General features: G+C 61.4%; 22 protein-coding genes and 1 pseudogene. 10 read left to right on the plus strand and 13 right to left on the minus strand.

Annotation, left to right across the window (positions count from 1 at the left end; genetic code table 11):
• Window position 1: 1 nt before the first annotated feature.
• From A6U98_RS12435 to A6U98_RS12460, 6 genes are all read right to left on the minus strand, one after another.
• Window positions 2-1,066 (minus strand): four-carbon acid sugar kinase family protein, encoded by a 1,065-nt coding sequence (locus A6U98_RS12435; protein ID WP_064650131.1) that lies wholly within the window; start codon window positions 1,064-1,066, stop codon window positions 2-4.
• Window positions 1,063-2,055, minus strand: coding sequence for an oligopeptide/dipeptide ABC transporter ATP-binding protein (locus tag A6U98_RS12440; protein WP_064650133.1), 993 nt, complete (start codon window positions 2,053-2,055; stop codon window positions 1,063-1,065). The genes A6U98_RS12435 and A6U98_RS12440 overlap by 4 nt, the downstream gene beginning before the upstream one ends.
• The gene (locus A6U98_RS12445) at window positions 2,055-3,062 is read right to left on the minus strand and encodes an ABC transporter ATP-binding protein (protein WP_064650135.1); all 1,008 of its coding nucleotides are present in this window, start codon (window positions 3,060-3,062) and stop codon (window positions 2,055-2,057) included. The genes A6U98_RS12440 and A6U98_RS12445 overlap by 1 nt, the downstream gene beginning before the upstream one ends.
• Window positions 3,059-4,015 (minus strand): ABC transporter permease, encoded by a 957-nt coding sequence (locus A6U98_RS12450; protein ID WP_064650137.1) that lies wholly within the window; start codon window positions 4,013-4,015, stop codon window positions 3,059-3,061. Before A6U98_RS12450 ends, A6U98_RS12445 begins: the two co-directional genes overlap by 4 nt.
• 2 nt (window positions 4,016-4,017) lie before the next feature.
• Window positions 4,018-4,974 (minus strand): ABC transporter permease, encoded by a 957-nt coding sequence (locus A6U98_RS12455; RefSeq protein ID WP_029875013.1) that lies wholly within the window; start codon window positions 4,972-4,974, stop codon window positions 4,018-4,020.
• Between the two features lie 129 nt (window positions 4,975-5,103).
• Complete coding sequence (locus A6U98_RS12460) at window positions 5,104-6,738, minus strand: ABC transporter substrate-binding protein (RefSeq protein WP_064650138.1); 1,635 nt, start codon at window positions 6,736-6,738, stop codon at window positions 5,104-5,106.
• Between the two features lie 326 nt (window positions 6,739-7,064).
• Between A6U98_RS12460 and A6U98_RS12465 the strand changes: the two genes are divergently transcribed.
• From A6U98_RS12465 to A6U98_RS12490, 6 genes and pseudogenes are all read left to right on the plus strand, one after another.
• A complete protein-coding gene (locus tag A6U98_RS12465) occupies window positions 7,065-7,970 on the plus strand; it encodes a dihydrodipicolinate synthase family protein (RefSeq protein ID WP_064650140.1) in 906 nt (301 codons plus the stop codon).
• Window positions 7,971-7,981: 11 nt separating this feature from the next.
• The gene (locus A6U98_RS12470; protein WP_064650142.1) at window positions 7,982-9,169 is read left to right on the plus strand and encodes an exo-alpha-sialidase; all 1,188 of its coding nucleotides are present in this window, start codon (window positions 7,982-7,984) and stop codon (window positions 9,167-9,169) included.
• Between the two features lie 357 nt (window positions 9,170-9,526).
• On the plus strand, window positions 9,527-10,660 hold the full coding sequence (locus A6U98_RS12475) for an iron-containing alcohol dehydrogenase (protein ID WP_064650144.1): 1,134 nt from the start codon (window positions 9,527-9,529) through the stop codon (window positions 10,658-10,660).
• A 31-nt stretch (window positions 10,661-10,691) separates the two neighbouring features.
• On the plus strand, window positions 10,692-11,678 hold the full coding sequence (gene pdxA, locus A6U98_RS12480) for a 4-hydroxythreonine-4-phosphate dehydrogenase PdxA (RefSeq protein WP_064650146.1): 987 nt from the start codon (window positions 10,692-10,694) through the stop codon (window positions 11,676-11,678).
• Window positions 11,679-11,857: 179 nt separating this feature from the next.
• Complete coding sequence (locus A6U98_RS12485; RefSeq protein ID WP_245304525.1) at window positions 11,858-12,100, plus strand: type II toxin-antitoxin system Phd/YefM family antitoxin; 243 nt, start codon at window positions 11,858-11,860, stop codon at window positions 12,098-12,100.
• Window positions 12,100-12,509, plus strand: a pseudogene (locus A6U98_RS12490) (type II toxin-antitoxin system VapC family toxin). Before A6U98_RS12485 ends, A6U98_RS12490 begins: the two are co-directional and overlap by 1 nt.
• Window positions 12,510-12,694: 185 nt before the next feature.
• On the opposite strand, the gene A6U98_RS12495 reads toward A6U98_RS12490, so the two are convergent.
• The gene (locus A6U98_RS12495; RefSeq protein WP_064650148.1) at window positions 12,695-13,177 is read right to left on the minus strand and encodes an RES family NAD+ phosphorylase; all 483 of its coding nucleotides are present in this window, start codon (window positions 13,175-13,177) and stop codon (window positions 12,695-12,697) included.
• Entirely contained in the window at window positions 13,174-13,605 is a 432-nt protein-coding gene (locus A6U98_RS12500) for an antitoxin Xre-like helix-turn-helix domain-containing protein (protein WP_003552236.1), read from the minus strand. Before A6U98_RS12500 ends, A6U98_RS12495 begins: the two co-directional genes overlap by 4 nt.
• Before the next feature lie 170 nt (window positions 13,606-13,775).
• On the opposite strand from A6U98_RS12500, the gene A6U98_RS12505 reads away from it, so the two are divergent.
• Complete coding sequence (locus A6U98_RS12505; RefSeq protein ID WP_245304526.1) at window positions 13,776-14,621, plus strand: alanine--tRNA ligase-related protein; 846 nt, start codon at window positions 13,776-13,778, stop codon at window positions 14,619-14,621.
• Between the two features lie 89 nt (window positions 14,622-14,710).
• Here A6U98_RS12505 and A6U98_RS12510 read toward each other — a convergent pair whose 3' ends face one another.
• The 5 genes from A6U98_RS12510 to A6U98_RS12530 all read right to left on the minus strand — a co-directional run bounded on the left by A6U98_RS12510 (window position 14,711) and on the right by A6U98_RS12530 (window position 18,782).
• Complete coding sequence (locus tag A6U98_RS12510; protein WP_064650152.1) at window positions 14,711-15,481, minus strand: ABC transporter permease; 771 nt, start codon at window positions 15,479-15,481, stop codon at window positions 14,711-14,713.
• Window positions 15,478-16,266 carry an ABC transporter ATP-binding protein gene (locus A6U98_RS12515; RefSeq protein WP_064650154.1) on the minus strand — a complete coding sequence of 263 codons (789 nt, stop codon included), beginning with the start codon at window positions 16,264-16,266 and terminating at the stop codon, window positions 15,478-15,480. Before A6U98_RS12515 ends, A6U98_RS12510 begins: the two co-directional genes overlap by 4 nt.
• Window positions 16,267-16,274: 8 nt before the next feature.
• Window positions 16,275-17,321 carry an ABC transporter substrate-binding protein gene (locus A6U98_RS12520; protein ID WP_064650156.1) on the minus strand — a complete coding sequence of 349 codons (1,047 nt, stop codon included), beginning with the start codon at window positions 17,319-17,321 and terminating at the stop codon, window positions 16,275-16,277.
• 53 nt (window positions 17,322-17,374) lie between these two features.
• Window positions 17,375-17,812, minus strand: a complete 438-nt coding sequence (locus tag A6U98_RS12525) for a VOC family protein (RefSeq protein WP_064650158.1) — start codon at window positions 17,810-17,812, stop codon at window positions 17,375-17,377.
• Window positions 17,813-17,918: 106 nt separating this feature from the next.
• Complete coding sequence (locus A6U98_RS12530) at window positions 17,919-18,782, minus strand: AraC family transcriptional regulator (protein ID WP_064650160.1); 864 nt, start codon at window positions 18,780-18,782, stop codon at window positions 17,919-17,921.
• A 367-nt stretch (window positions 18,783-19,149) separates the two neighbouring features.
• On the opposite strand from A6U98_RS12530, the gene A6U98_RS12535 reads away from it, so the two are divergent.
• From A6U98_RS12535 to A6U98_RS12545, 3 genes are all read left to right on the plus strand, one after another.
• On the plus strand, window positions 19,150-20,163 hold the full coding sequence (locus A6U98_RS12535) for a sugar ABC transporter substrate-binding protein (RefSeq protein WP_064650162.1): 1,014 nt from the start codon (window positions 19,150-19,152) through the stop codon (window positions 20,161-20,163).
• Window positions 20,164-20,227: 64 nt separating this feature from the next.
• Complete coding sequence (locus tag A6U98_RS12540) at window positions 20,228-21,778, plus strand: sugar ABC transporter ATP-binding protein (RefSeq protein WP_064650164.1); 1,551 nt, start codon at window positions 20,228-20,230, stop codon at window positions 21,776-21,778.
• A complete protein-coding gene (locus tag A6U98_RS12545; RefSeq protein ID WP_064650166.1) occupies window positions 21,768-22,787 on the plus strand; it encodes an ABC transporter permease in 1,020 nt (339 codons plus the stop codon). Before A6U98_RS12540 ends, A6U98_RS12545 begins: the two co-directional genes overlap by 11 nt.

The raw sequence follows: 22,787 nt of genomic DNA on the forward strand, positions 1-22,787 counted from the left end.
ACTATGCCGCCCGATTCCAAAGAACCAGTCTTAGCAAACTATCGGGCTTGCCGAAGCCCCCGGACTTCACGGCGCACCGAAAATGCCGCCCGTCGGCTGCGGTGACATCGAACCACGGCACGCCGGCTTCGATTTCGCCCTTCGGCGCCAGCACTCTGACATCAAGCGCCCGGAAAACGGCAAGCGCCGTATCGCCGCCGCCGACCATCAGCATGTCAGGCTTGGTATCGTCGATAACCGATCTGACGCCTGCTGCAAAACGGCGGGCGACCTGTGCTGCATCGGCTGTCATATCGCCGGTGCAACGCAGAAGCGCCGGCAGCGCCATGCCCTCCCCGACTTCGACCTGCCCCATCGGCGCGTCCATCACCATCCGCAGGACGCCCGAGGCCTCGAGCTGGTCCATCTGGGTAGCGGTAATCGGATCGCGCGAGCCAAATGCGAACAGCGTACGCCGGGTTGCCGCAAACTCCGGCACCGCTTGCCGCCCCGTCTCGCCGAGCTGACGGGCAAGTGCCGCACCCAGACCCCGTGCGCCGACCGCAAGCGTCAGCCGCCAGTCATGATCGGCAACGATCTGATCGAGATCACTGTCATCCTCTGCATCGGCAACAGCAACATTGCCCGTGCGGCCCTCGAACAGATCGGCGATCGGCAGTGGCTTGTCGACGCCGCGGCCGACGACACAGCCTCTATAGGTCACACGCTCCTGATCGGGAATAGCGGGCGCCACGAGAATAGTCTCCAGGCCGAGCGCATCGGCCAGCACCAGGCTTTCCGCCGCGACATTGCCCTTCAGCCGGGAGTCGATCTTCTTCATCACGACTGCGGGCTTCACGCCACGAAGTGCCGCGGTCGCCAAGCGGACCCTCTCGGCAGCTTCCGGTTCGCCAAGCGCACGCGAGGCTGTATTGACGACGACGACGTCACAGCCGGTGGCGATCGCATCCTCCGCGGCCCCGACGTCGACAGCGACCGCAACCGAAAGGCCCGCTTCGACGAAGGGCGTGCCGGTATCGAGCGCACCGGTCAGATCATCGGCGACGATAACGGCCATCAGCGTCATGCGGTCTGTCCGGTGTTGACGGCGTGACAGGCGACGAGATGGCCGGGCTTCGCCTCCTTCCACGCGGGAATGACCTTGCTGCAGACATCCATGGCGATTGGGCAGCGCGTGTGGAAACGGCAGCCCGACGGCGGGTTCAGCGGGCTCGGCACATCACCCTGCAGGATCTGACGCTGACGTGTGCGCTCATGCTCGGGATCCGTCTCCGGAACGGCCGACAGCAACGCCTTGGTATAGGGATGCAGCGGATTGTCGAAGAGTTCCTCGCGGGTGGCAAGTTCGGCGAGGCGCCCGAGATACATGACGCCGACGCGAGTACTGATGTGGCGCACGACAGCGAGATCATGGGCGATGAAGAGATAGGTCAGCCCGTATTTTTCCTGCAGATCGAGCAGCAAGTTGATGATCTGCGCCTGGATCGACACGTCGAGCGCCGAAATCGCCTCGTCGCAGACGATGAATTTCGGCTGGCAGGCGAGCGCCCGGGCAATGACGACGCGCTGGCGCTGGCCGCCGGAAAGCTCGTGCGGGTAGCGCTGGGCAAACCGCGTGGACAGGCCGACATCGGTGAGCAGCGTCGCCACCCTCTCCTTCAGTTCGGCCTTGGTGCAGAGCTTGTGGAAGAGGATCGGCTCGCCGATCGCCTCGCCCACCGTCATGCGCGGATTGAGCGTCGAATACGGATCCTGGAAGACGATCTGCAGGTCGCGACGGAAGGGCCGCATCTGCTTTTCGTCGAGCGTCGCCAGATCCTGGCCCTTGTAGACAACCTTGCCGCTAGTCGCCTTGTAGAGGTTGAGGATGGTGAAACCGGTCGTCGACTTGCCGCAGCCGGATTCGCCGACCAGGCTCAGCGTCTCGCCTTCCATGATGTCGAGGTTGACATTGTCGAGTGCATAGACGGTTGCCGAACACTCACCAAAGGCGCCGAGCTTGACGTGGAAATGCTTGACCAGGTTTTCGATCTTGAGCAGCGGTTGAGCACCCATCATGCGGCTTCCTGCATTCTCTGGACGACGAAACAGGCGGCGCGGTGATTGCTGCTGCCGCTCAACGGTTCGAGCTGCGGCACCTTCTCGTGGCAGATGGTTTCGGCAAGCGGACAACGCGGCGCAAATGGGCAACCCTTCGGCCGGCGGCCAGGCTCCGGCGGCGTGCCGCCGATCGAGCTCAGCCGGCTTGCCGGCGGGTCCGAGAGCTTCGGGATCGATGACAGCAGACCGCGCGTATAGGGATGGCTCGGCCGGGCATAGAGCTCGTCGACCGGCGCATCTTCGACCACAGTGCCGGCATAAAGCACGGCGACGCGATCGACGAGGCCGGCGATCAGCGCCAGGTCATGGGTGATCCAGACGACCGACATGCCGAGCTTGGCTCTCAGATCCTTCACCAGATCGACGATCTGGGCCTGAATGGTGACGTCGAGCGCGGTTGTCGGCTCGTCGGCAATCAAAAGCTTCGGATTGCAGGCAAGACCGATCGCGATCATCACACGCTGGCGCATGCCGCCGGAAAGCTCGTGCGGATAGGCCTGCAGGCGCTCTTCCGGACCGGGAATACCGACAAGCCGCAGGAGCTCGACGGCGCGGGCGCGGGCCGCCGCCTTTTTCATTCCGCGGTGATAGATCAGCGGCTCGCAGATCTGGTCGCCGACGCGCATCACCGGATTAAGCGAGGTCATCGGATCCTGGAAGACGAAGCCGATATCGCCGCCGCGCACCTTGCGCAGCTCGCGATTGGACATCGTCTGAAGGTCGCGGCCGTCGAATGTCGCCGATCCCTTGGTGACCTTGATCTTGTTCGGCAGCAGCCGCATCAAGCTCAGCATGGTCAGGCTCTTGCCACAGCCGGATTCGCCGACGACGCCAAGGGTCTCGCCCCTGTCGACATGGAGATCGATGCCGTCGACGACCACGGCGGGGCCGTTGCGGCCATCGATTTCGACGGTGAGGCCCCTGACATCGAGCAGGCGGTTGGTGCTTTTCGTGTCCATCATTTGCTGCCCCGCGGATTGAGCGCGTCGTTGAGACCGTCGCCAAGGAAGCTGAAGGCAACCGAGGCAAGGCCGAGCACGGCCGCCGGAGCGGCGAGAAGGTGGGGATAATGCTGCCAGACACGCAGGCCGTCCGAGATCATGTTGCCCCAGCTCGGCGTCGGCGGATTGACCCCGACGCCAAGGAAGCTGAAAGCACTTTCCAGCACCATCGCCGTGCCGAGACCGGCGCTGACCGAGACGATCAAGGGCCCCAGCGCATTCGGAATGACATAACGCTTGATGATGATCCAGTTCGACAGGCCGAGCGCCTGGGCCGCGGTGATATATGGTCGGCTGCGGATCGACAGCACCTGGGCGCGGACGAGACGGGCGTAAGGCGGCCAGGATATCAGCGCCATCGAGCCGAAGACGAGGATGAAATCCACCCACATGGTTTCGCGATAGAAGGGATTGAGGGTCTCGAGGTAACGCGACTCCATCCATTTGCTGATCGGCGATTTCAGCGAGGCGTTGATGACGACGACGAGCAGCAGGTTGGGAACCGACATCGTCACGTCGGTCAGCCACATGATGGCGCGATCGAATGGATTGCCGAAGAAACCGGCGACGGCACCGAGCACGAGACCGATCAGCACGGCGAAGACGGTGACGATGACGGCGACGAGGAAAGCGGTGCGCGTGCCGAAGACCACGCGGCTGAAGACGTCGCGGCCGAGATCGTCGGTTCCGAAGAGATGGCTCATCGACGGCAGGACGTTGCGGGCGTTGAGATCCTGGCTCAGATAATCATAGGGCGTCAGGTAAGGCCCGAAGATCGCGGTGAAGGCGAGGATCACGACGATGACGAGGCCGAAGATGGCGAGTCGATTACGCTTCAGCCGATACCAGGCATCGCGCCACAGGCTGACCGGCTCTTCGACGGTTTCTATGGTGGAAAGAGGGATGGCGGACATGGTCAGCGGCTCCTTCTTGAATCATTGGCGCGCGGATCGAGCAGCGGATAGAGCACATCCACCAAAAGGTTCGACACCATCACCAGAAATGATCCGATCAGCGTGATCGCTAGAATGACCGGATAATCGGAATTGATCAGCGCCTGCACCGTCAACCGGCCAAGGCCCGGCAGGCCGAAAACGAGTTCGACGAAGATCGCGCCATTGACGATGGTGATCATGATCAGGCCGAGCTGCGTGACGACGGGCGTCAGCACCGGCCGCAAGATATGGCGCAACGCCACGATGATCTCGGGCACGCCCTTGGCGCGGGCGGTCCGGACGAAATCCTCCGACAGGACCTCGATGACGGCGGCACGCGTCTGGCGCACGATCAGCGCGATCGGCTGGAAGGAAAGGACGAGTAGCGGCAGCAGGATACGGACATCGAATATGCCGCCCCAGCCGTAGGGCACGCTCGCACCCGGCAGCAGCACGATGAGGCCGACCATCAGCAGCGGACCGGCGACATAGGCCGGGATCGCCCAGAGAAAGAGTGCGGAGCCCAGAATGGCATAGTCGATGCGCGAATTCTGGTTGAGCGCGGCGATCATGCCGAGCGGGATCGCGACGACGGCGGTCAGGATGATGGAACAGAGGGCAAGCTGAAAGGAGACGGGTGCGGCAGCCGAGACCATTGCCCAGACGGAACGGCCCGATGTCAGCGAGTTGCCGAACTGGCCGTGCAGCAGGTTCCAGATGTAAAGGCCGAACTGGACGATGAAGGGCTTGTTGAGGCCGGCACTTTCGCGAATGGCTTCGATGCGCTGCGGATTATAGGCGACGTCGCCCGGCGCGCGCAGGAAGATCAGCTTGATCGGATCGCCGGCGCCATAGAAGGCCAGCGCGTAAACCGCCAGCATCACCACCAGAACGGACGGAATCCAGATGGCAAATCGGGTTAGCACGTAGCGCAGCATGGCCACCTCCCACCTGTTGTTCGATGCGTTCCCGCTTTTGGCTGCGATCGCATCTCTTCTTCTTGAAACTTGCGCGAAGGCCTTGCGGCCTCCGCGCGGTTTATTGCCGACAGGGACGGTTTCCGCCGATCAACCGATGGAAATGTTCCAGGGTTCGACGACCTGCCAGTCGAGGTTCTTTTCCAGACCCTTGACCTCCTTGGTGGCCCAGCGCGACATCGCCTGAGAATACCATGGAATGAAGGCCCAATCCTCGCGGAACGCCTTCTGGGCTTCCTGGGCGAGAGTGATGCGCTGCGGATCATCTGCAGCCTTGGTCGTCGCTTCGGCAAGGGCACTGTCGACCTTGTCGTTCTTGTAGCCGCCGAGTTTGTTCTGAGCGTTCGACGAGGTCGAGGCGATGCTGCCCGCCAGATAGGAGACGGCATCAGGCACGCGGGTGCCGACGTCGTCGCGGAAGATCTGGACCGAGTTCTGATCCGGACCCGCATAGGAGTCCTGCTGCGGCTTCATATCGACGGCAGTGATGCCGAGATTCTGGCGCCACTGCTCGGCAATGAACTGGGCGGCAGCCTGAATGGCTGGCCCCGAGATGCCGACGAACAGGATCTTCGGCAGGCGCTCTGGACCGCCGTAGGTCGATTCCGCAAGCAGCTTCTTGGCAGCCGCCGGATCATAGGGATAGGGCTCGAAGCCGGAATTCTCCGCACCTGGGACCGAGTTGAGGATCTGATCGGCCTTCTTATGCGGCCCGTCGGGATAGGAAGCCTTGAACAGGCCATCGCGATCGACCGCCATGATCAGTGCCTGACGAACTTTCGGATCATCCATCGGCGCACGAGAGATGTTGAACCAGAAGTGCTGGCTGGTCGGGATCAGCGGGCCGGCGGAAAATTCCGGGCCGAGATCCTGGATAATGGTCGAGGTGATCAGTTCGGTATGGGCGTTAAACTCGCCCGACTTGATCAGCGACGTCGCGGTGACATTGTCCTCGATCGAGGTGATATCGATACGGGCAAGCTTCGGCTTCGGTCCGAAGAAGTTCTCATTCGGCTCGAAAGAGAGTTTGCCGGCGTCGATATCGAGGCTCGTCAACTTGAAGGGACCGGAGAAAACCGGCTTGCTCTCAGGCTTGTACCAGTCGATGATCTCCTCGCCGTCGCTGCCGCGCGACTGCGCTGCCTTGGTGATCGGCGCGATGTGGTTTGCCAGACGCATGAAGAAGATCGGGTCTGCAGCAGCCAGCGTCACGACGACCGTTCCCTCGTCGGGTGTCGCGACACCGGTGAGTTCGTTGCCGGAGCCGGCGGCGATTTCGGCGTAACCCTTGACCCTGCTCAGCACCTGGTCGGCGCGCTGGTTCTTGGTGTTCGGCATCGAGGAGACTTCCCACGATCCCTTGACATCGGCCGAGGTGATCTTGCTGCCGTCGGAAAAGACGGCCTTCGGGTCGATCTTGAAGGTCCAGACCGTGTTGTCCGCCGATTCCCAGCTGGTGAAGACGTAGGGCTTAATATTGCCTTGGCTGTCGAAATACATCGGCGATGCCCACCAGATGGAATTCCAGCGGAAGGTTCTGCCGCCGCCGCGTAGCGGCGACCAGTCCTGATCGAAGGCCGGATTTGCGACCTTCAGAACCTGGCCTTCATCGGCCATAACGATACGGGCATTCATCCCGAACACGGTGAGGCCGACGCCGGCTGCAAGGCCGAGCTTCAGCGCGTTACGACGTGATATATTGGTTTTATCCGATTGATCAGACATGGCATTCCTCCCAGAGTGAATTCGGCAGCGCTCTCCCTGCACCTGCCAGGCGCAGCACAATCCGTTCCGTATCGTTCTCTCGTTATTGTAAATATGTCAACAAAAAATCGCAATTTCAATTCGAACAAAATTTTCTTCCGAAAATATATAAGTTATAACAGATAGATAACTTTTCGGAGCGGCGTTACAGCATTTTGTCTTCTTGACAAAAGATCGGCAATGGAAAAGTTCTTTGCACTCCATCGCGACAGACGAATGACAACTGGAATGCGCAGCCTAGCGGTTCGAACACGGATCCCCAGACAGGACGCGCCGAGGAGGGCGAAATGAGCCATCACAGGATTACAGGCGTTTTCAGCGCCTCCGCAACGCCGCTAACAGCAGAGAATACGCCGGATTTCGCCCTTTTTACCGATCACTGCCAGCAGCTGCTGGCCGAGGGATGCCACGGCGTGGCGCTGCTCGGCACGACGGGCGAGGCTAATTCCTTCTCCGGCGCCGAGCGCCGCGCCATTCTGGAAGCTGCACTGAAGGCCGGCATTCCTGCCGACAGACTTTTGCCGGGCACCGGAGTCGTCGCCATTCCCGAGACGGTGGAGCTCACCCGGCACGCGCTGTCGCTTGGCGTCACCAAGGTGGTGATGCTGCCGCCTTTCTATTACAAAGGCGTCTCCGACGACGGCCTCTTCGCCGCCTATTCGCAGGTGCTGGAGAAGGTCGCCGACACGCGCTTGCAGGTCATCCTCTATCATATTCCGCAGGTCTCAGGCGTTCCGCTATCCATTCCGCTGATCGGGCGGCTGATTGCGGCCTTCCCGGAGACGGTCGTCGGAATCAAGGAATCTGCGGGAGATTTCAACAACATGCAAGCGATCATCGCGGCCTATCCCGGCTTCTCGGTGCTCGCGGGCGCTGATCCGCTGCTGCTGCCGCTGCTGAAGGCCGGCGGCGCCGGCTGCATCACCGCAACCTCCAATCTCGTGGCGAATTCGCTGCGCACCGTCTACGACCACGTCCATGACGAGGCGCGCGCCGCCGATGTCGAGGCGGCGCAGGCCCGCATCAACGCCTATCGAACGCTTTCCAATTCCTACGTCCAGATCCCGACCATCAAGGCGATGGTGGCACTGAAGACCGGCAATCCGGCCTGGAAACGTACGCGCGCACCGCTGATGCCGCTCGGCGATGCTGACTATGCCGCGCTCGCCGAAAGCTATGCCAAGCTGCCCTGAGGAGATCCGTCATGAACTTCACCGGCCTGCCCCCGGAAGCCGTTCCGACCCTGATGACCGGGACCATCGCCCATCACCCCATCGTCGAGGGTCGTGCGGATGCCTATCTGCCATCCCCCTGCATCCAGAACCACGCCGCAAATCTCGCCTTTCTGCCCGACGGCACGCTGACCTGCGTCTGGTTTGGCGGCACGATGGAGGGCATGGGTGATATCTCGATTTACATGTCGCGCCTAGTGCCGGGCTCCGAGCGCTGGTCCGTGCCGGAAAAGATGAGCGACGACCCGGAGAAATCCGAGCAGAACCCGTTGATTTTCAACGCTCCAGATGGAAATGTGTGGCTGCTCTACACCTCGCAGACCTCCGGCAACCAGGACGGCTCTGTTGTCAAATGCCGGATTTCAGGGGATGACGGCCAGACCTTTGGCCCGGTTCGTATCCTCTGCGACAGTCCCGGCACCTTCGTTCGCCAGCAGATCGTCGTGAACAGTCGAGGCGACTGGCTGCTTCCGGTCTTCCGCTGCGTCGGTCTGAACGGCCAGCGCTGGAGCGGTGACGCCGATACGGCGGCCGTGCTGATATCGCGTGATGGCGGCGCGAGCTGGCAAATGCGGGATATTCCGGACAGTATCGGCGCGGTGCATATGAACATCCTGCCGCTTGGCGGCGGCGAGATGATCGCCTTCTACCGCAACCGTTTCGCCGAAAACATCCTGTCCAGCCGATCATCCGATGGCGGTGAGACCTGGAGTTCGCCCGAGCCCACCGAACTGCCGAACAACAACTCCTCGATCCAGGCCATGATCCTGAATGATGGAGCAATCGCAATGGTTTACAACCATTCGAATGCCGACACGTCGGATGCGCGGCGCCAGTCCCTCTATGACGAAATCGAGAGCGGCGAAGCTGGAGAGACCGCCGTCGTTGCCGATAACAGCGCGCGCAAGGCCGTCTGGGGGGTTCCGCGCGCGCCGCTGAGCCTTGCGATATCAAGGGATGGCGGCAAGAGCTTTCCGCGTCGCATCGATCTTGATACCGGCGACGGCTTCTGCCTCAGCAACAATTCAAAGGATTCGCTGAACCGCGAATTCTCCTATCCCTCGATCGTCCAGGGCGGCGACGGCACGCTCCATATCGGCTACACCTACTACCGGCGCGCCATCAAATATGTGCGCCTCACCCCGCAATCCCTGCCGTAAACAAAGCGGCAGCCGGAAATTGTCATACTGCATCGGCTCGCACGCGAAAAGACGCAGGATGATAACGGCTGTGGGTTGACTGACGAAAAATTTGACAACATGGTTGGATTATTCGCTGCCGCCGCAAAGATGATGGCCAGCTGCGTCTGACATGCCGCTCTCATCATCACAATTTTCATAAAGCACTGATATCAATATCGATATTAGCACGGCAACACCGCCTGGAAGCGCGCGCCGATCGCACACCAGATGATAAAAAATACCGCCCCTTGGAATGCTGGCTTGACATTGATCTTACAACTTTACATTAAAGAGGGCGAGGATATTGCCGCAAGATCTTGCAGGGAGGACTGGTTCATGGCCAGCTTGGATTCGCCGATCACGATAGTTCGGCCGCATCTGATCGAATTCGGCGTCGGCACGGCGGGAAAGCTCGGCAAATGGGCGGCCGAAAAGGGCTATCGGCGCACGCTCGTCATCTCCGATGCCTTCAACGCTTCGCGCATCGACGTTCTGGAGCTGAACGGCGAGGTTACGGTCTTTGCCGACGTGACGCCCGAACCGGATACAGCCAATCTCGAAAAGGTTCTGGCGGCGGCAAACGCCGCCGATGCCGAGCTGATCGTCGGCTTCGGCGGCGGCAGCGCCATGGATCTGGCAAAACTTGCCGCCGTGCTTGCCGGCTCAACCCAGACGCTGCACCAGGTCGTCGGTCCGAACAAGGTGCATGGGCCGCGCAAGGTGGCGCTCGCCCAGGTGCCGACGACATCGGGCACCGGCAGTGAAGCCGGCATCCGTGCGCTCGTCACCGATCCGGCGACGATGGCAAAGCTTGCCGTGGAAAGCCTGCATATGCTGGCCGATATCGCTGTCATCGATCCGGCTCTGACCTTCAGCGTCCCTGCCCGCACGACGGCGGCAACTGGCGTCGATGCCATGGCCCATTGCGTCGAGGCCTTCACCAACCGCAAGGCCCATCCGATGGTCGACATCTATGCGATCGAGGGAACGCGCCTCGTCGGCAAATATCTCGCCCGCGCCGTCAAGGACGGCAACGACGCCGAAGCGCGCGCCGGCCTCTCGCTCGCCTCGCTCTACGGCGGTTTCTGCCTCGGCCCGGTCAATACCGCCGGCGGCCATGCGCTTGCCTATCCCCTCGGCACGCGCTGGCATGTGGCCCATGGCGCGGCCAATGCGCTGATTTTTCCGCATGTTCTCGCCTTCAATACACCGTCGGCGCCTGAGAAAACCAAGGCGGTGATGGAAGCGCTTGGGCGTGAAACCTCCGGGAACATCACCTCCGTCTTCGATGCGGCTTACGCCTTCTGCGCCGAACTCGGCATCGAGATGAAGCTTTCCGGCCTCGGCGTGCCGGAAACCGATCTCGACGCCATGGCCGACGACGCCTTTGCCATTCGCCGTCTGCTCGATAACAATCCGCGAGATCTGTCTCGCGCCGACATTCGCGCGATTTATGCTGCTGCCTTTTAAGCGGTAAGGTTTTTTAGAAGGGACTTGATCGATGGACAGAAATGCGAAAGTCGCCGTGACGCTCGGCGATCCGGCCGGCGTCGGCCCCGAGGTGATCGTCAAGGCCTTGGCAGCCCTTCCGAGGGAAGAGCGCCGTGATTTCGTGATCGTCGGCAATGTCGAAGCGCTGGAGCGCGCCGACCGCGTCACCGGCGCCGGGCTGCGGTTCGGGCCTGCCGATGCACCCAGTGACGACAGGATCGCCGTCGACGAGGTCGCGCTCGGCGCCGCCCTTCCCGAGATCGGCAAGGTCAGCCCCGTCGCCGGCGATGCCTCGGTGCGCTATATCACCCGCGCCGTCGATCTCGCCATGTCGGGGCAAGCGGATGTCATCGTCACCGCGCCGATCAACAAGGAGGCGATGAACCTCGCCGGCCATCACCATGACGGCCACACCGGGCTTCTCGCGCATCTCACCGGCTCGAAGAGCTCCTTCATGCTGCTTGCCTCCGAGCGGCTGAACACCATCCACGTCTCGACCCATATCTCGCTGAAGGGTGCGATCGAGCGCGCCAAGACCGAGCGGGTGCTGGCAACCATCGAAGCTGGCCATCGCCACTTCCTGCGGCTCGGCAAGACAGCGCGCATCGCCGTTGCCGGCCTCAATCCCCATTGCGGCGAAAACGGCCTGTTCGGCACCGAGGACACGGAATTCCTGGCGCCCGCCGTCGAGCAGGCGCAGGCAAAGGGCATCGACGTGGTCGGTCCGATCTCGGCCGATACCGTGTTTGCCCGCGCCTATAACGGCGCTTTCGATCTGGTCATCGCCCAGTATCACGACCAGGGCCACATCCCGATCAAGCTCGTCGCCTTCGACACCGCGGTCAACGTCTCGCTCGGCCTGCCGATCGACCGCGTCTCGGTCGACCACGGCACCGCCTTCGACATTGCCGGCACCGGCAAGGCCAACCACGTCAACATGCTCTCGGCCATCGCCTATGCCCGGCTGATGGCCCGCTCGCCGCGGCAGGGAACGTGATCGCGGCTTCCAGAAGGACCGACAGGCGCCGATCGCCGACACAACGATGTGGACTCTCGTTATGAAACCTAAAGACAGAAACCGGACTCTGTCGTTCAGGAACGTCCCATTGACGCATCGGCATTCCGCACGCACATAGCTAGACAGTCTAGCTAGGAGCAGAATCGATGGAATGGTAACTGCAGGACGCCAAGAACCAATTTTTGAAGGTCGTGCAGAAGGCCCGACAAGAAGGGCCGCAGGTGGTTACGGTGCGCGGTGAGCGCACGGCCGTCGTTCTATCCGCCCGCGACTACGATGCCCTGCGCGCCGGCAGACCGACGCTCGTCGACGACCTGCTCGGTGGCCCCGCCTGGGACGATGAGTTCGCCGATGCGGTCGAAGCACGCAACAAGACTCCAAGCCGCGACGTTGCCTTCTGATGTATCTGGTCGACACCAACATCGTCTCGCAGGCGCGACGCGGCACGCTGCAGGCGGTCTTCTGGCTGCGCTCCGTCGATCCGCTCACCATCCACCTGAGCGCGCTGACGCTTGGCGAGATCATGCGCGGCATTGCCCTCAAACAGAAGTCGGATCCGAAGACCGCGGCGCATCTCACCGAGGGGCTGCGCAAGCTGCGTTATGATCATGGCGACCGGATCCTGCCGGTGACTGACGAGATCGTCGTCGAAATGGGGCCGCATCGCCGCCCATCCGGCCGCGTGGAGATATCGACGGGCTGATCGCCGCAACGGCGATCGTTCATGATCTGATTGTCGTCACTCGCAATGTCGGCGATTTCGGCGACACCGGCGCAGCGGTGATAAATCCATGGGAGACGGACGCGTGAACGGTCGAGGCAGGCACCTCCTCGTTTAAAATGGCCTCCTGTGCAGTTGGATAAAGGCCTTGGCTACGTCGGGGCCGAGAGCTCTTGTCGGTGCGTTTGGTAGCAGCATCATGATCTGCCGACCAAGCCTCATCTGTCCGGCGTTTTGATCTGCTCTGCGGAAACATTGATTGCACCCCAACCCGTCACATGCCGAACAAGCGGCGATCCCAGAAAACCGGTTGGTGAAGGCTTGTCGTGATCGACGGGAATTCCGGGTGGGCCGGGTTGATCAATATGTTGTTGTCGACGCGGGCGACAACGCTTGGCACCAGCAGGATGGCGCTGCGCTTTTCCTGGCACCACCGCTCGCCGAAAGCCTTGCTGACGTTTGCCGGCATGCTGTCCCAGCCGGGCAGCGCGGGCTCGGAGAAGACCTCGTAGCTTAGCCCACGCGGTAGGATGATCGTGACATAGTGCTGATTGGGTGGCAGCCGCCCGCTGCCATGCACGAGCTTTTCGAGCAGTGCCGTGGAATAATGCTCGCTCGTATAGATGATCGGGCTGCCGGACGTGTTCCACCGGCCAGGCGCGATGGTCGAGCCGGTGGCGTCGAAGATCGGATAGGTTCCACTGGGATCTCCGATGCGGACGGATGTCAGTGTGCGGTCAAGAAGCTGTGCGCTCACGCAGCGCTGCCGTATTTCAAGCTTCCGAGAATATCGAGCACGAGCTCGCCGCCGATCTCGCTCTGAATGACCACGTCGATCGGTCGCCTGTCCTCAAGCATTGCATGCGGCCGAAACAGGAAATCGCGGGCCTCGATCTCGGTCTGCCAGACATCGAGCGCCTGACCCCAGACACGCGCGAGACGGGCAAGCTTTATGCCTTCATCTGAGGAGAGCCGATGCTTGGACTTGCGCCGTTCATAGGTGGCCTTCGGAACCAGCCGGTATTTGAACTGGGCGTCATCAGGCGCCAGAAGCAGCGCCATCCGATCAAGCGCCTTGACTGGCAATCCTTCCTCGATGCTAGAGAGCAGGCCGAAGGCCGAACGCGATACCGGCTCCCTGGCGGGCAGCCCGAGAACATCGGCGATACCGGCAAATCCCATCATGGCAAAGCTCCTTTTCACTTGAGGTTACATTTAGTCTCAAGTGAGTTAATGTTCAAGAGTGCCATCCCGGCTTATCTTCGATAGCAGCGGGTTGTCGTGCGCGCCGGAGACCTCTATATTTTTCGAAGGCACGAACAACGAAGGAGGTTGCCTATGTCACCGCGGGACGCCTGATCCAGCAATATCAAGACTTTTGCCTTTCCAAGGGCATCGATTTCATACGCATAGAATCCGTACGGCCGCATGATCATACCACGCTCTTCTGCAGCGCTGGAATGCAGCAGTACAAGCCCCTCTTCACCGATCCCTCCCATAGTGGAACCGTCGCAAACAGCCAGGCTTGCCTGCGCATGGGCGACCTCGACGAGATCGGCGACGGAACCCATCTTCTCCATTTCACCATGCTCGGCCTTTTCTCCTTCCGGGAAATGACCGTCGGCAATGCCATCGATTTCTGGCTCGATTTTTTGGAAACGGTGGGGCTCGTGCCGGATCATGTGACAATCCATCCAGACCGTCTGGTGGAATGGACGCCGCTCTATCGCGGGCGCGTGCCCATTGTGCCGGATCCGGAATGCATGTGGAGCGATGGCAGCATCAGCGGATACTGCACCGAGTTCTATAAGGATGGCGTCGAGATCGGAAACATCGTCAATCCGCTCGGAACCTGCATCGACGTCGGCTTCGGTCTCGAGCGTCTCGACATGATCGTCAACGGCACGCCGCAAGACGATGCGCTCGGGACATTGTGCGAGACGGTCATGACGATCGTGGAGAGCGGCTACCGGCCGGGCAACAAGGAGCAGGGATACGTCTTGCGAAAACTGCTCCGCCGCATCCATAAGATGGGCGGTACGCTCGACCATCCCTTCTTCAAGGAAGAGGTCGAACGCCAGAAGCGGCTGCGCGCCAAATATCTGCGTTTGCGTGACCGCCATTCCGAGATGGGTCCCGACTGGTGGTTCGACACTCATGGCATCGATCTCTCCGACATCAGTGAGAGCATGGAGGAGTAGCAACGGACAAGGCCTCCCGCAAATAACAGCGGGAGGCCTTGTCATATCCTGGAAAGCGTCAGCGTTTCGGCGCGCCGCATTGAACGCTTTCACCTTTGCCCCGGCTGCAGCCGACGGAAAATCCGCTCGACCTGGGCAACAGCGGCAAAAAAGACGATGCCGGAGAAAGAGGCGAGCACGACGGCGGCAAACAGCCTTTCCGCCTGATAGTTGAATGTCGACTGGATGATGACGGCGCCCAGGCCCTGGTTCGAACCGATCCACTCCCCGACAATCGCGCCGATCACACAGGTGGTTGCCGAAATGCGCAGCGACGCAAAGAGCAAGGGCGCGGATCGTGGGGCGCGCAGGCGCCAGAACGTCTCCCACCCGCTCGCCGAAAGCACATGCATCAGGTCAAGCTCGCTCGCAGTTGCCAGATTGAGGCCCCGGGCCGTATTCACCAGGGTTGGGAAGAAGCAGATGAGAGCAGCGATGATGACCTTCGGAAGCATGCCGAGGCCGAAGATGAGGATGATGATCGGCGCGAGCGCCAGCACCGGGATGGTGTTGAAGAGCAGGACAACGGGAAAATAGGCGGCCTGGAACCGCGGATTATAGACAAAGGCAACCGCCAGGATCACAGCGAGACTATTGCCCAGGAGGAAGCCGAGGCCCGCCTCGGCCCATGTCGGGATCGCATTCGACAAAAGGAAGCGCCATTCGATGCCAAGCGTGCGCAGGATCGCCAGCGGCGTTGGAACGATATAACCGGGAACACCGAGAGCCGGCACCAGCCATTGCCAGGCAAGGAGCAGCGAAAGAGCGCCAATAACAGGAAGGCCGATTGCCTCGGCGAATGACAACGGACGATGCGTCATGCAGCCGAACTCCCCTGCTGCAGCAATTGGCGCAGACGGGCGGCGGTCTCCTGGACATCGAGGCTCTCGCGCCGACAGAGCCCACGCTCGTCTTTCAGCGGTGCAAGGTCGATCAGCGCCTGGACGCGACCCGGATTGGCCGCCAGGACCATCACGCGCCCGCCGAGATAGATCGCCTCGATGACGCTGTGGGTCACGAACAGGATGGTCGTGCCGGTCCGGCGCCAGACGTCCAGAAGCTCATCGTTCAGTCGTTCGCGGGTGATCTCGTCGAGCGCACCAAAGGGCTCGTCCATGAGCAGGATATCCGGCTCGCATTGAAGAGCGCGCGCAATGGCGACACGCTGCCGCTGGCCCCCGGACAGTTGATGCGGATAGCGGTCGGCCAGATGCGACAGGCCGACCAGTTCGATCCAGTGGTCGGGCCGCGGATCGACCGATCGCGAGACGCTGTTCTTCCCCACCTGCAGCGGCAGCGCAACATTCTCCCTCACGGTCCGCCAGGGCAACAGAGTTGCATCCTGAAAGACGAAGGCGACCTCGCGCCGCCGGCGCGCCTCCGAGGCTGTCTTGCCGAGCACCGACAGCCGCCCGTCAAGCGGCGGAAGAAGATCCGCCACCGCACGCAGCAAGGTCGACTTGCCGCAGCCGGAAGGACCGAGAATGGTCAGAAACTCGCCCCTGCCGACAATGAGGTCGACGCCGGACAGAATGCGGGTCGTCTCGACAGTGCCGGCATAGCCGATAGCCAGATCCCTGGTTTCGATGGCCGCTGCTTCAGGCAAATTCGCTCTCACGCAATCTTCGGGCGGTCGCCCGCCGTCATGTCGAGTATCTCAGTCGTATAGCAATCCTCCAGCTTCGGCGCGCCGCTCTTGAACTGGCCGATCTTGTCGTAGACGGAAATCTGCTCGGCAAGAGCGGCCGGATCGAAGCTGCCCCAGCCGTCCTTGCCTGTCGTCGCGTCGAAGCTCAGCGACAATATGCGCGGCACCGTCTTCAGCTCCACGGCAAGATCGAGCTGCGGATAGGCCTCCACCGTCAATTTGACCGCCTCCTCAGGATGTTGATGCGTCCAGGCCCAGCCCTTGGCGACGGCACGCAGCACCTTTGCCAGTGTCTCGGCATGGCCGCTCACGGCATCGTCGGTGGCGAAATAGACGTTGGCATAGGACGGCAGGCCCATGTCCTTCATCATCAGGTCGATGCGATCGGGACCGATGATGGAAAGGGCCTGCGTGTTGGTGATCCATCCGGTCACTGCATCGACCTGACCGGTCATCAGCGGCGTCATGTCGAAGCCGATATTGGTGATGGTCAGGCTCAAGGGATCGATATCGTTCTTCAGCAAAATGGCATCAAGGACATAACGGGCGGTCGGCTGGATGCCGATGCGCTTGCCGACCATATCCTTGACGGTGCGGATCGGCGCCTTGGGCAGCGAATAAAAGGCGAAAGGCGCCATGCGGAAACCGCAGGCGAAGATCTTGATCGGCACGCCGGATGACCTGGCAAGAAGAAGCTGTGCCGAATCCGAGAATTGGCCGAGCTGCGCATCACCCGTGATCACGGGCGGCACCGTCGCCGAATTGGGACCGCCAGGGGAAAACTCGACGTCGAGACCCTCGGCCTCGAACAGCCCTTGCTTGACTGCGACGATATCGCCGATCTGTCCGTTGCTCATCAGCCAGTCATATTTGATGACGACCTTGGATGCGGCGGCATTCGATTGACGCGGCACGAACACGCTAATCCCTGCCGTCGCTGCAGCAAGGGCAAAGGCTCCGCCCTTCAGGACGGTACGCCTGCCGACCACGATTTGTTTGTCATCCCCGTTCATTTTCCTTGCCTTTCCCCTTGTTGGATTGTTGGACGACCGGCCGACTGCGCTTGCTATTGCGGGTCGATGTCACCGATCGGGCCGCCTGCGGACCATGCATAAATTTCCCAGAGATTGTCGTCAGGATCAGCGAAATAGACGCATCGCGCGTTCCAGACATAGTCCTGCGGCGGTGCGTGGAAGAGCACGCCCGCAGCTTTCAGCTCCGCATAGGCGGCATCGACCTGCTCTGGCGAGGCGAGCTCAATGGCCGCGCAGGCCTTGTGCGCACCTGGAGGGGCGCGGCGGCTTGAGACACCGGTATTCTCGGCGATATGCTCGATCTCCCACAGCGCCAGCGTCACGCCCGCCCCTTTGAAATCGGCAAAGCCCGGAGCCCGGCGGCGCGGCTTGAAGCCAAGCCGCTCGACATAGAAGGCCGATGCCTTGTCGATATCCTCGACCAAAAAGCAGATGTCGGTAATCGGATTGGTTTGGGCAAAAACGGTCATATGGGCCTCCTGATGGGAAAAGCCTCGCAGACCGCAGCCTCAAGAGATTTCAAATTCGTGCGGTTGTCTTTCGCAAAGCTGCTGATCTGTCATCGGCAAGAGCCGCTCAAAGACGGACCGATCGCTGGTACTCCTTCGGGGTCGCCCCCATCAGACGGCGAAAGACGCTGGAGAAATGCGCCTGGCTGGAAAAGCCTGTGGCATAAGCGATGTTTGCGAGCGTCTCCTTGCCATCGGCGAGGTAAAGCCGTGCTCGCTCGATCCTGCGTTCGAGAACGAAGCGATGCGGCGCCATGCCGGCCGCCCGTTTGAATTCCCTGCTGAAGTGAAAGGGGCTCATATGGGCCACCCCGGCCAGTTCCTCCACACTCAGATCGGATTTGCCAAGCAGGTTCTCGATGTAATCGATCACACGCCGGAGATTGTCCGATGTCAGCGGGCGATCGCCTGCTTCAGGTTTTGCGCCCAGCAGCTTTACGACGCAGCAGGCGAGCGCCATCCCAAGATGCTGCATCAAAAGCGGATCGTCGCGCCCGGTCTTCTCGGCGGCAAATGCAAGGGAGAGCGCGACTTGCAGCGTTGTCGGATCAGTCGTGGCGCTGAGCGCATCACTATCCCAATGCTCGGGATCGAAGCGAGAGCCGCCGATGCCGCTGTAGAGCGCAGGTGACTGGAAGATCGAGATATAATCCGCCGCATCGCCATCGACTTCGAGGACGGTGGCGGCCGGTTGAAATCCCAGGGTGAACGGCGGCCTCTCAACTTTGCGGAATGCCCCGCTTCCAAGCCGATAGGCATATTTGCCGTGCGCCGTGCGGTTGATCGAAATTCTATGAAGGGAGCCCCGCGAAACCATTTGCCCCGCGGCGCTGCGATAGGTCTCGACGATCATGTCGCGTTGAACGAAGGCCATGTAGCCTCCGAGCGATGGTCGGCTTATTGAGAAAATCTGCGGGTCGATATCGGGCATTGTTTCATTCTCCCTAGCAGGAGAGAGGCAAGTTGCGCGCCAAGTGGAAGCCGAGCTTCGCGCTGGATCATCGTCGCAGCATAAAACCTGATGGCGCCCATGAAATAGTGATTTTACGCCTGCAGTCGGGCCACACGGCACAACGGCCTAGCAGCAGTTCATCCTCGGCAAATTTGGTCGCGTGCGCAAGAATTATGCAGTGCATGTTTCTTCTTGATCGGCCCGCTCGCGGGAAACCGCAGCCAGGAATGAGCGTTCGCTCCGTCCACTCTTTTCATCGGAGAGCGTCATTTTGGAAATTCCTTTCTCCCCCATTCTCATTAGTCTACTTAATTTATAGACATAACTGAATTGGAGAGAAATTGCGATGAGTAACGAAAAGTCCGGAAGCGGCCTCGGAAGGCGAGATCTGTTGAAACTGTCTGCCGCGGCCGGGGCCGTCGTCGCGGGTGCTGCGCTCGTCGGGCAGAAGCCGGTTTTCGCGGCCGACGAAGAACTGTCCCTGAAAGGCAAGCGCATCGCTATCAGCGCAACCGGCACCGACCACTTCTTCGACCTGCAGGCCTATAATGCCCAGATCGAAGAGGTAAAGCGCCTCGGCGGCGAGCCGATCGCCGTCGATGCCGGACGCAACGACGGCAAGCTGGTCTCGCAGCTGCAGACGCTGATTGCCCAGAAGCCGGATGCGATCGTTCAAATCCTCGGCACGCTCAGCGTCATCGATCCCTGGCTGAAGAAGGCGCGCGATGCCGGGATCCCGGTTCTGACCGTCGACGTCGGCTCGACCAATTCGATCAACAACACCACCTCGGACAACTGGGGCATCGGCAAGGACTTGGCGCTGCAGCTCGTCTCCGATATCGGCGGCGAAGGTAATATCGTCGTCTTCAACGGCTTCTACGGCGTAACCCCCTGCGCGATCCGCTACGACCAGTTGGTCAATGTCGTCAAATATTTCCCGAAGGTGAAAATCCTCCAGCCGGAACTGCGCGACGTCATCCCGAACACCGTGCAGGACGCCTTCACGCAGATCACGGCCATCCTCAACAAATATCCGGAAAAGGGTTCGATCAAGGCGATCTGGTCGGCCTGGGACATTCCGCAGCTTGGCGCGACCCAGGCTTTGGCCGCCGCCGGGCGAACCGAGATCCGCACCTACGGCGTCGACGGCAGCCCGGAAGTGCTGCAGCTCATCGCCGATCCGAATTCCCCGGCCGGCGCCGATGTCGCCCAGCAGCCGGCAGAAATCGGCCGCACCGCCATCCGCAACGTTGCCAAGCTGCTTGCCGGCCAGGCGCTGCCGCGCGAGACCTATGTTCCGGCCCTGCTCGCCAACAAGACCAATGTCGGCGAAGTCACCAAGAAGCTCGGCATCGGCTGACATTGAACCCGAGCGATCCGGTCATGTCGGATCGCTCGGAATCTACCCGCCCGGAGAGATCGACATGACGGCCATTTCGTTGAAGCAGCCGGTGACGGCACGCGACGACATCATCCGCTTTGAAGGCATCGTCAAGCATTTCGGTGGCGCGCAGGCGCTTGCCGGTGCGTCTCTGATCGTCAGGCGCGGCACCATCCACGGCCTCGTCGGTCAGAACGGCGCCGGCAAGTCGACGCTGATCAAGCTGCTGGCCGGTCTGCACCAGCCGGATGGCGGCCGGATCGAGATCGAGGGACGAACGTTCGACAGGCTGACACCGCATCTTGCCGAAGAGCTCGGCATCCACTTCATTCACCAGGATCGGCTGTTGGTGCCGACCTTCACCGTCGGCGAAGCCCTGTTCCTTGGCCGGGAGCCACGCATCGCGGGCACGCCGTTCCTCGATCGGCGACTGATGCAGCGCCGCGCATCCGAAATCCTCAACGACTATTTCGGTATCCGGTTGCCGAACGCCGCCTTGATCGGCGAGTTGTCGACGGCCGAAAAGCAGATCGTCCAAATCACCCGCGCGCTCCTCAATCAGCCGAAGGTGCTGGTCTTCGACGAGCCGACGGCCGCCTTGGTTCGTCGCGAAGCCGATATCCTCTTCCGGCTGATCCGCCGTCTGCGCGACGAAGGCGTCACCATCATCTATATCTCGCATTACCTGAACGAAATCGAAGAGCTCTGCGACCACGTCACCGTGCTGCGCAATGGGCTGGACGTCGCCTCCCTGCCGATCGGGGAGACTTCGGCAGGTGCCATTGCGCGGCTGATGGTCGAACGCGACATCAAGGAGATGTTTCCGAAGCCGCAGGTGACGCCCGGCGAAGACATCCTCAAGGTGGAGCAGTTGTCGACGCCGGGGAAATATAGCGACATCAGTTTCACGCTTCGCCGCGGCGAGGTGCTGGGCCTCACCGGCCTGCTCGGCTCCGGTGCGAAGGAGCTGGTCCGCACGCTCTTCGGTCTGGAGGTGCCGGCTTCCGGCCATATCGAGATCAGCGGCGAGGCTGCCCGTTTCACCAATCCCACCCAGGCGGCCGGCCGCGAAATCGCCCTGGTGCCGGAAGATCGGCGTCGCCACGGCGTCGCACTCGACCTCAGTGTCGCGGAAAATATCAGCCTTTCGAGCCTTGGCCGCTTCACACGTTTTGGCTTTCTCGATCGCAGACGCGAACAGAGAGAAGTGGACGCTCTGATTACGCGGCTGCAAGTGAAGACCAATGGGCGAGATGCCCTGCTGCGCACGCTTTCGGGCGGCAACCAGCAGAAGATTGCCATCGCCAAGTGGCTGAGCCGCCGTTCCGAGGTCTATCTCCTCGATGAGCCGACAGTCGGCGTCGATATCGGCTCCAAGGTCGAGATCTATACGCTGATCGGCGAACTCGCATCGCGCGGTGCCGGGGTCATCGTGCTGTCTTCGGATCTGCCCGAACTCATCGGTATCACCGATCGCATCCTGGTACTCTTCCGCGGCCGCGTGGTGCGGGAATTCATCTCGTCGGAGACCACGGCGGATGCCGTGCTGGCTCAATCGACCGGATCACCCGAGGGACAACGCCATGTCGGCTGAAGTGGAATTCGCGCCTTCCGGTTTTTCCGCTGCAGAACCGCCTCCCCGCCCGGCCGGCAATATTGCAGCTGCGGCATTGCGCTTCGGATCGCTGATCGCATTCGCCGCCATCCTGATCATCTTTTCGCTGACCGCACCCTATTTCCTCAGCATCGGCAATATCGGCAATGTACTTGGCCAATCGGCCATCTCCGGCGTGCTTGCCATTGGGTTGACGATCGTGCTGATCGCCGGCGGCTCCAATGTCGTCACCGGTGGCATCGACCTGTCGCTCGCGGCCAATATGGGCCTCAGCGCCGCAGTCTATGCGAGCCTGACACAGCTCGGCTACGGCGATGCGACGGCGATCGCGGCGGCGATCCTCACCGGCGCCTTGATCGGCACGGTCAATGCCATTGCCGTCGTCTATGCCGGCATCGTGCCGCTGCTGGCCACTCTTGCCGTCATGAATGTCGTCGCCGGCCTGGAGTTGGTGTTGACCGGCAATACCGTCCTGCCGGCCTCGACGGCTTTTCTCTCGGCGCTTTCCGCCTCGGATGCTTTCGGCATACCGGTTCTTGCCTATGTGCTCCTCGGGTTTACGGCGATCACCACGGCGATCGTGCAATATACGCCGCTCGGCCTGCGTCTCTACGCCGTCGGTGAGTTCCCGGATGCGGCGCGTGCCGCCGGTCTGCCGCTTCGCCGGCTGCTGGCCGGCGCCTTCGTTGCCAGCGGCGTCTCCGGCGGCATCGCTGGCATCCTGTCGGTTTCCTATCTGAGCGGCAGCACGACCGGCGCCGGCGAGATGCTGTTGCCCGTCGTCGTCACGGCCCTGCTCGGCTCGGTCTTTTCGCGCCGGCTGGTTCCCACCATCACCGGGACGCTGCTTTCGGCCCTTTTGGTCGGCTTCCTGGTCAACGGTTTCCAGCTGCTGAACATTTCAAGCACGCTGGTCAGCGGCGTCCAGGGCGTTCTCATTCTCATCGTCGTTTCCGCGACCACGCTGCTGCGCCGGCAGGAGGCCTGA

This window comes from Rhizobium sp. WYCCWR10014 (assembly GCF_001657485.1).
Taxonomy (GTDB): domain Bacteria; phylum Pseudomonadota; class Alphaproteobacteria; order Rhizobiales; family Rhizobiaceae; genus Rhizobium.